This window comes from Natrinema soli, assembly GCF_028618695.1.
In genome coordinates this window covers 1-7,583 of record NZ_JAQIVI010000242.1, presented here as the reverse complement: position 1 = coordinate 7,583, position 7,583 = coordinate 1, and the positions used below count along the sequence as shown (strand labels likewise).

Genomic DNA, 7,583 nt, shown 5'->3' with positions numbered 1-7,583 from the left:
GGCCGTCCGCGCCGACGCGAACCGCGAGACGATGCACGAGACGCTCGGGGCCTATCAGGTCGCCGACGGGCTGCTCGTCGCCCGCCTCGAGGGCGATATCGTCGGCTTCGCGTCGGTCTCGATCGAACACGGCACCCTCGAACTCGACAGCACCCGCGGCATGCTCTCGAACATCTACGTCGAGCCGACCGTCCGCGGTCGCGGGATCGGCACCGCGTTGCTCGAGGCGGCCGAGGAGTCGATCGCCGAGCGGGGTGCGGACGAACTGTTACTCGAGGTGATGGCGGACAACGAGGCCGCTCGCCGCTTTTACCGTCGCGAGGGGTACGACGAGTTTCGGGTCACGATGTCGCGCGCGCTCGAGGAACGGGACGAAAACGATACACATTCAAAGGAGGACGGCTAACCAACGGCCTGCGCCAGGGGAGCATGGGCGGTTCATGCACTCGACTTGTAATCGAGACTCCCGGGGTTCAAATCCCCGCCCTGGCTTCCGTGCGCAGGTTCAAAGCCCCTCACGGCGGATATCAGTAGTTTTCGATGTTCGAAGAACGTCGACGACACGGATCGACGGTTCGTTCTCTCCGCGGTCAGAACGCAGGTGGCAGCGTTTGAGTTTCGCTACCGACGGGTTTCCCCCGTTCCGTGGAGGGTTCAGCTGTATCGACCGGCCGACATCGTGATCGACACGGTGGTCGGCGTCCAGTTGTCACACTCTTCGGGACCGACAGTCTCGTCGTTGACGGATCCTTGGAACGTGTGACACCGATCAGGCGGCCCTGCTGCCGGTTGGTGCACGGCTTCGCCGGCGTTGCGTTGGCTATGACGTAGACACTCGCTGTCAGTACTCGTCAGCGGTGTCCGTGGGACAGAAGTGGTATGGCGGCGTGGATCATCTGAACGATGATCACCTACCGCGTCTCTGTATCCGAGAGTCATTTACAAAACGATACTCCCCACGTGTGTTGGTACCTCGAGAAGCACTCTCGTAGCCAGCGGTCACTGTGAACGAGCAGTAGACCACAAGCGTCGCGAGCGAAGCGGGTGCAGCGCCGGTTCTCCGCCCGTCGCGATCCTCGTTCGCTGTCCGCTCCCGATGGGCTGCCGGCAGTGAAATCGCTTCGAATGAGTGCTCGAGACCGCCTTCGGGAGATGGTCACGAACCCGCGCCGGAATCCCAATAAATTATGCCATAGAAGTATCTTGGTTCAATATCGGATGGGTGAAAGTAATTCGGAGCGCAACCCGATGGGGCTCGGTGACGTCGTCGTCGACGGCGACGACGACTCGAGCGACCGTGCGGTCGTCGTCAAAATCCCCGGAGCCGTCGCCGACGAGTGGCGCGTCCCCGGCGGGACCGTCGCGGACACGAACTCGGCGTATCCGGCCGACGACCGAGTCGTCGTTGTGGTCTTTCGCGACGAACTGCGGAACGAATTTCCCCGCTACACCGGCGGATTGTCGCTCGCACTCCAGCAGTTGGGTCGACACGGCGTCGACTCCTACGCGTTCCCGGAATCGAGACTCGAGCGCGCCGTGGGCGGTCCTACTCGGTGTCGGTTCCCTCGGCGACCCGGGACTCGCTCGTCACGGCGTCGACGTGGACGTGGACCGGTCCCGCTTCGGTCTCGAGGGGCACGATCCAGGAGGCGCTGGTCCGGTGTGGATCTTCCGAGACGCTGACCCCGTCGTACCCCTCCTGTTCGGCCGTTTTTCGGGCGATCCGTGCGGCTTCGTCGGCGTCTTCGATCCGTATCTCGTCGTTCAGGCGGACGGTGACGACCGGGACGTCAGCCATTCGGACGATCCGTTCGGTGACGCTGCCGACGAGCACCCGGTCGAGTCCGGTTCGCCCCTGCGTTCCCATGACGATCATGTCGATACCGTGATCGTCGGCGTACGCGAGGATCTCCTCGTGAGGGACACCCCGTTCGACCGCCGTCACGATGTCGACGCCCTCCCGCGTCGCTTCGGCTTCGATCCGCTCGACCGCCCGCTCCGCGGCGGGGATCGCTTCGTCGGTCTGAAGCGTCCCCAGCGGCCCCTCGGGGACGACTGACAGCGCGTGAATCGTCGCGTCGAACCGCTCCGCGATTGCCAGTCCGTGCGTGAGCGATCGACGGGTTCCGTCGCTCCCGTCCGTCGGAACGAGGATGTCCTGGTACATTGATACCGCGAGGCTAGGCAACGCGGCCGTAAATACCCTCGAGTCCGTCTCCGTTCGTCACAGTAGCGTTCTCGTGACGATGGAGAGTCAACACACCGACACGATTATATATTCGTGCAGAGTAGTCGGAAATATGTTCGACGGATTTCGACGCGGGCTGGCTGTCATCGACGCCAGCCTCGACGTGTTTCGAGACCGACCCCGACTCGCGGTCCTTCCGCTTTTGAGTCTCGTGGTCGTCGGAAGTGCGTATGCAGTCGGCGGCGTCGCGGTACTCCATTACGGACTCGTCGATGCGGTGTTCACGAACCAGCTCGTCAAGTACGGCGTTATCTTCGCCGGCCTCGCCGTCTCCTCGAGCGTCGGCATCTTCTTCAACGCCGCGGTGGTCCACTGTGCGACCCGACAGTTCGCCGGAGAGGAGCCGACCGTCCGCGACGGGTTGGCCGCCGCGTGGACGGTCCGCGGTCGAATCGCGAAGTGGGGGCTGCTGTCCGCGACCGTCGGTACCCTCCTCTCCATCCTGAGCGACAACGTTCCCGGTGTCGGGGCGCTCACCCGGTCGATCCTCGACCTGACGTGGGGGCTTCTGACGTTTTTCGTCGTCCCGGTGATCGTCACTGACCGGACCGATACACTCCGGTCGGATCTGCGACGGAGCGGGGACACCTTCGCTCGAACGTGGGGCGAGAGCGTGACCGTGACATTCGGCATCGGGCTGGCGCTACTCCCGGTCGTGCTCGTCGGTGTCTGCCTCCTCGCCGTCGCGTACCTGTCTGCGACGGGCGTTGCCGCGTCTCTCATGGGCACGATCGGCGGACTGCTCCTCGTCGCCGCGATCGTCGTCACGCAGGTCCTCGGCATGATCGTTCGCGCCGCCCTCTACCAGTATGCGACCACCGGCGAACCGGTCGGTCCGCTCGAGGCCCTCTCGCCGGACGACATCTTCTCGGAGTGACCGGCGGCTCTCCTTCGCCCCCATGTTGACACGGAGATCCCTGATTCGGGGTATCGAAATGAGGAGGACGGACGTATGCGGCCTCGAGTCGTCCGTCGTTCGACTCGTCGTCGCTCTCGAGCGCTTCGTGTCACATACCGATTCCGTCAGCGGTGTTATTCTTGGAAAGCAATACCGGCGTGGTCACCGAACGATGTAAATCTTTTTTACGATACACGAAAACGTATCGCACGGACTATGACAAATCTTGTCACTAACGTCGCGGATGCCGTCGAGGAACACGGCGACAACACCGCGATCGGTTTTCAGGGGTCCGAGACGAGCTACGAGGAGTTCTGGGGGCAGACGGGTGCGTTCGCACAGGCGCTCGAGGAGCGCGGCATCGGCGAGGACGACCGCGTCGCACTTTATCTCCCCAACCTGCCGCAGTTCGTGATCGCGTTCCACGGAACGCTTCGCGCCGGCGGGGTCGTGGTTCCGATGAACCCGCAGTACAAGGCCCGCGAGATCGGCCATCTGCTCGAGGACAGCGAGGCCAAGGTGGTCGTCGCGCTGGCCGACCTCGTCCCCTTCGTCGAGGAGGTGCGGGACGATACGAGCGTCGAACACGTCGTCAGCGTTGGCGGCGACGCCGAGGGCGCGACCGCGTTCGGGGACTTCCTCGAGCCGGGCGATCCCGGAATCGCCGACCGTGCCGACGACGACGACGCGGTCCAGCCCTACACCTCGGGGACGACCGGTCAGCCGAAGGGCGTCCAGCTCACCCACGAGAACCTCGCGTCGAACGCGAACGCGGCGTCGGAGCTCATTCCCGACGGGGTTCAACCGGACGACAAATCGCTCGGCGTCCTCCCGCTGTTTCACATCTACGGGATGACCGTCGTAATGAACGCGTCGCTGTTCAACGGCGGTGCCTACTACCCGATGGCTTCGTGGGACGCACAGGAGGCCGTCTCGCTCATCGAGGACGAGGAGCTGACCATCATGCACGGTGTGCCGGCGATGTACAACGATGTCATCAACCAGCCCGACGCCGAGGAGTTCGACATGTCGTCGCTGCGGCTCTGCGGCGTCGGCGGCTCCGGCATCCCAGTCGAGGTCCTGCGCCGGTTCGAGGAACTCTACGAACCGAAGCTCTACGAGGGATACGGCCTGACCGAGACCAGTCCGATCACCCACTTCAACAGCCCGATCGAGGGTCGCCGCGTCGGCAGCATCGGCAAGACCGTCCCCGGTGTCGACTCGAAGGTCGTCGATAGCGCGGAACGAAGTTCCGCTGACCATTCGGGCGGCGACGAGCCGCCCGAAGACGATGAGTTCGGAGAAGTCTCCCCGGTCGAAGAGGGACCGATCGACGAAGAGGACGCCGATCTCAACGAGATCACCGGTGAGATCGTCATCACCGGACCGAACGTGATGAAGGGCTACTATGGCTTGCCCGAGGCCAACGAGGAGGCCTTCACCGAGGAGGGTGGCCGGCGCTGGTTCCACACCGGCGACATCGGCTACCACGACGAGGACGGCTTCTTCTACGTCGTCGACCGCGAGAAGCACATGATCGTCACCGGCGGCTACAACGTCTACCCGCGCGAGGTCGAGGAACTCCTCTTCGAACACCCTGACGTGGCCGACGCGGCCGTCGCGGGGATTCCGGACGAGCGCCGCGGCGAGACGATCAAGGCCTTCATCGTCCGCACGCCCGACGGCGACGTCACCGAAGACGAGATCAAGGAGTACTGCCTGACCAATCTCGCGGAGTACAAACACCCCCGGGAGGTCGAGTTCGTTCAGGAGCTGCCCCGAACCACGACCGGCAAGGTCCAGAAGTTCAAACTCCGTGAGAAGGGGGAAGACGTGGAGGAGGTGACCGAATAATGGCGCTCGGCGAGGCGGTCCTCCTCGAGATCGAAGACGACGGAGCGGCCACGATCACGCTCAACCAGCCCGACCGCCGAAACGCCCTCTCCGCGGAGATCAGCGCCGGGCTCTCCGAAGCGCTCGAGGAAATCGAGGGCAGTGACGCCCGCTGTGTCGTTCTCGAGGGATCCGGCGGCTCATTCTCGGCCGGCGGCGACATCGAGCGGATGGTCGAGGCCATCGAGGACGACATCCCCGCGGACGATCGGGTGCGCCGACTCGAGCGCTCGACGAACGAGCTGATGACTCGCCTCGTCGATTTCCCGATCCCGACGATCGCGGCCATCGACGGACCCGCCGTCGGCGCGGGCGCGAACCTCGCGATCGCCTGTGACGTCCAGCTCGCAAGCGAGTCGGCCGCCTTCGGCTTCGTCTTCCGCCAGGTCGGGCTGAGCGTCGACGCCGGCACCTCGTACTTGCTCCCGCGGATCGTCGGCGAGAACGTCGCCAGGGAACTGGTCCTGACCGGCGACATCTTCGGCGCGGATCGCGCGGCCGACCTCGGTCTGGTCAACCACGTCTACGCCGACGACGAGTTCGACGTCCGGGTCGACGAGTTCGTCGGGAAGATCGTCTCCGGCCCGCCGATCGCCCTCCGTCACGCCAATCGGCTCGTCGGCGAAGGCCTCGAGAAATCGCTCGATCAGGCCCTGACCGACGAGGCCGTCGCACAGGGGATCGTCTTCGAGACGGACGATCACGCGGAAGGCGTGAACGCCTTCCTCGAGGATCGCGAGCCCGAATACGACGGACGGTAGCGGGCTTTCGCCGACGAATTTTCGAGAGCTGGCGAGCTATCGGATGGGTCTCTCCGTATGGGAGAACGACGTCTCACTCTCGATCGGCCACCCGGCGTGCAGTGGCGCGCGCTGGGCCGCAGTGAACCACCGGTGAACCGCGGTCCAAAGCCGTGCGAGCGAATCGGGTGGGGAGTGCGTGGCGATTCCCTGTTGCCACGATGGCACGACACTTCCTGACACGAACCCCATCAGAATCCGCTGCACCGTTCACACGTCTACTGATACGCGTATTCACCGAATCACTGAACCGCGACCAAATCAGTGGCCGCTGACCGAAACCGACTGCGGAGTCACTGAGAGCTGCTGTGGAGTTCCATCAGCGTCGACACCCGCGCGTTCTCCTTCAGTCGGAGCCCGCCGTCGGCCACCGACAGCGGCATCAGTGGCAGGTGGTCTCGGACGTGCATCGAGGGATGGGAACCGCCTCGAGCCAACAGCTCGTTGCGCGGCTGAAGCTGTGCCGCTCCCTCGAGGCCCGTCAGAAACTCGTTGTGCTGGATCACGTACTGGCCCCCTTCGAGGTGCCACCAGCCGTACTCGTCGTGGGGACTCTCCTGTTCGGTCGGCACCGGCTCGAGGTCGGCGTCCGCGAGCTCGTCGCCGCCGAAGTCGATGCGACCGGGGGCAGCGACCTCGTAGATCGCACCGACGGTCAGGTCGATCCCGTGTTCGTGAACCTGTACCGGCTCGTACACCAGATTGTCGACGGAGTCGGCGAGGGGGTGTTCGGCGGACATATCGGGTTGGTAGACGGTCTCGAGAACAAAAAAGGGTATCCTCGCCGGTGGCTCGCGTTTCCGGTGAGTCGGAACCGATAGCGGTTTCGTCGAGTGCGGAACACGGATGGGGCCGGCGAGCGGGCAAGACGATTGCTTCCGGCTCCCCGAACCCTATAGGCTGGCGGTCGTACGCTCGCGTATGACCGACATCCTCACAGACGAGATCGCCCGCTTCGTTCGCGCCGTCGGCCCGGATCCCGACGAGACCCTGATCGAGATGGACGAGTACGCCGCCGCCGAGGGGTTCCCCCACGTCGGCCCCGAGGTCGGCGCGTTCCTCCGGTTCGTCGCCCGCCTGAACGACGCTGAACGAGTCTTCGAGTTCGGGTCGGGCTACGGCTACTCCGCCTACTGGTTCGCCGACGCCCTTCCCGCGGACGGCGAGATCGTCCTCACCGAGGTCGACGAGGACGAACTCGAGCTCGCCCGCGAGTACTTGGCTGCGGGCGGCTACGACGGAGTCGCGCGCTACGAGCTCGGCGACGCGATGGAAACGATCGATCGCTCCGACGGCCCCTTCGACGTCGTCCTGATCGACCACCAGAAGGACCGGTACGCGGACGCGTTCGAGGCCGTCCGATCGAAGGTCCCGGTCGGCGGCGTCGTCATCGCCGACAACGCGATCACGGCGAGCGTCCTCGACTTCGAGGACCTCCTCGAGTGGGCCGAGGGCGACGCTCCCGTCGACTGTACCGAACACACGCAGGGAGTTATCGACTACCTTGAGACGGTTCGTGCCGATCCGGCCTTCGAGACGATCATCGTCCCGCTGGGAGAAGGAATCGCTGTCAGCTATCGGGCCGAGTAATCTGACGCGTCGCCGTCGAACACCTGATCGTCCGGTTCTGCTGCTGGAGCCGGGGAACCGTACTCGCGGAGGCCGAGGAAGATCGTCGACGCGGCGGCGGCGAGCAGCGTCGCCCACGTGACCGCGGTGAGCGCGACGGCCGTCGTGTCGGCGG

8 protein-coding genes and 1 tRNA gene are annotated in these 7,583 nt (G+C 64.7%); 6 read left to right on the top strand and 3 right to left on the bottom strand.

What is annotated here, in order from left to right; genetic code table 11:
- On the top strand, positions 1-406 hold a 406-nt coding region (locus PGX04_RS15735), incomplete at its 5' end, for a GNAT family N-acetyltransferase (RefSeq protein ID WP_273739374.1).
- Between the two features lie 12 nt (positions 407-418).
- Positions 419-492 (top strand) — tRNA-Thr (locus PGX04_RS15730).
- 693 nt (positions 493-1,185) lie between these two features.
- Here the strand turns inward: PGX04_RS15730 and PGX04_RS15725 are convergent.
- Together PGX04_RS15725 and PGX04_RS15720 are read right to left on the bottom strand one after the other, a co-directional pair.
- The gene (locus PGX04_RS15725; protein ID WP_273739373.1) at positions 1,186-1,491 is read right to left on the bottom strand and encodes a hypothetical protein; all 306 of its coding nucleotides are present in this window, start codon (positions 1,489-1,491) and stop codon (positions 1,186-1,188) included.
- A 55-nt stretch (positions 1,492-1,546) separates the two neighbouring features.
- Positions 1,547-2,167 carry a universal stress protein gene (locus PGX04_RS15720; RefSeq protein WP_273739372.1) on the bottom strand — a complete coding sequence of 207 codons (621 nt, stop codon included), beginning with the start codon at positions 2,165-2,167 and terminating at the stop codon, positions 1,547-1,549.
- A gap of 133 nt (positions 2,168-2,300) precedes the next feature.
- Between PGX04_RS15720 and PGX04_RS15715 the strand changes: the two genes are divergently transcribed.
- From PGX04_RS15715 to PGX04_RS15705, 3 genes are all read left to right on the top strand, one after another.
- Positions 2,301-3,125, top strand: a complete 825-nt coding sequence (locus tag PGX04_RS15715) for a DUF6159 family protein (RefSeq protein WP_273739370.1) — start codon at positions 2,301-2,303, stop codon at positions 3,123-3,125.
- A gap of 237 nt (positions 3,126-3,362) precedes the next feature.
- Positions 3,363-5,000 carry a long-chain-fatty-acid--CoA ligase gene (locus tag PGX04_RS15710; protein WP_273739369.1) on the top strand — a complete coding sequence of 546 codons (1,638 nt, stop codon included), beginning with the start codon at positions 3,363-3,365 and terminating at the stop codon, positions 4,998-5,000.
- A complete protein-coding gene (locus PGX04_RS15705; RefSeq protein WP_273739368.1) occupies positions 5,000-5,800 on the top strand; it encodes an enoyl-CoA hydratase-related protein in 801 nt (266 codons plus the stop codon). The genes PGX04_RS15710 and PGX04_RS15705 overlap by 1 nt, the downstream gene beginning before the upstream one ends.
- Before the next feature lie 332 nt (positions 5,801-6,132).
- Here PGX04_RS15705 and PGX04_RS15700 read toward each other — a convergent pair whose 3' ends face one another.
- Entirely contained in the window at positions 6,133-6,579 is a 447-nt protein-coding gene (locus PGX04_RS15700; protein WP_273739367.1) for a dCTP deaminase/dUTPase family protein, read from the bottom strand.
- Between the two features lie 181 nt (positions 6,580-6,760).
- On the opposite strand from PGX04_RS15700, the gene PGX04_RS15695 reads away from it, so the two are divergent.
- Positions 6,761-7,429 (top strand): O-methyltransferase, encoded by a 669-nt coding sequence (locus tag PGX04_RS15695; protein ID WP_273739366.1) that lies wholly within the window; start codon positions 6,761-6,763, stop codon positions 7,427-7,429.
- Positions 7,430-7,583: the final 154 nt, after the last annotated feature.

Excerpts from the sequence above, each read along its gene's own strand:
- PGX04_RS15720 (WP_273739372.1), bottom strand. The coding sequence starts at position 2,167 with ATGTACCAGGACATCCTCGTTCCGACGGACGGGAGCGACGGAACCCGT.
- PGX04_RS15715 (WP_273739370.1), top strand. The coding sequence starts at position 2,301 with ATGTTCGACGGATTTCGACGCGGGCTGGCTGTCATCGACGCCAGCCTC.
- PGX04_RS15710 (WP_273739369.1), top strand. The coding sequence starts at position 3,363 with ATGACAAATCTTGTCACTAACGTCGCGGATGCCGTCGAGGAACACGGC.
- PGX04_RS15705 (WP_273739368.1), top strand. The coding sequence starts at position 5,000 with ATGGCGCTCGGCGAGGCGGTCCTCCTCGAGATCGAAGACGACGGAGCG.
- PGX04_RS15700 (WP_273739367.1), bottom strand. The coding sequence starts at position 6,579 with ATGTCCGCCGAACACCCCCTCGCCGACTCCGTCGACAATCTGGTGTAC.
- PGX04_RS15695 (WP_273739366.1), top strand. The coding sequence starts at position 6,761 with ATGACCGACATCCTCACAGACGAGATCGCCCGCTTCGTTCGCGCCGTC.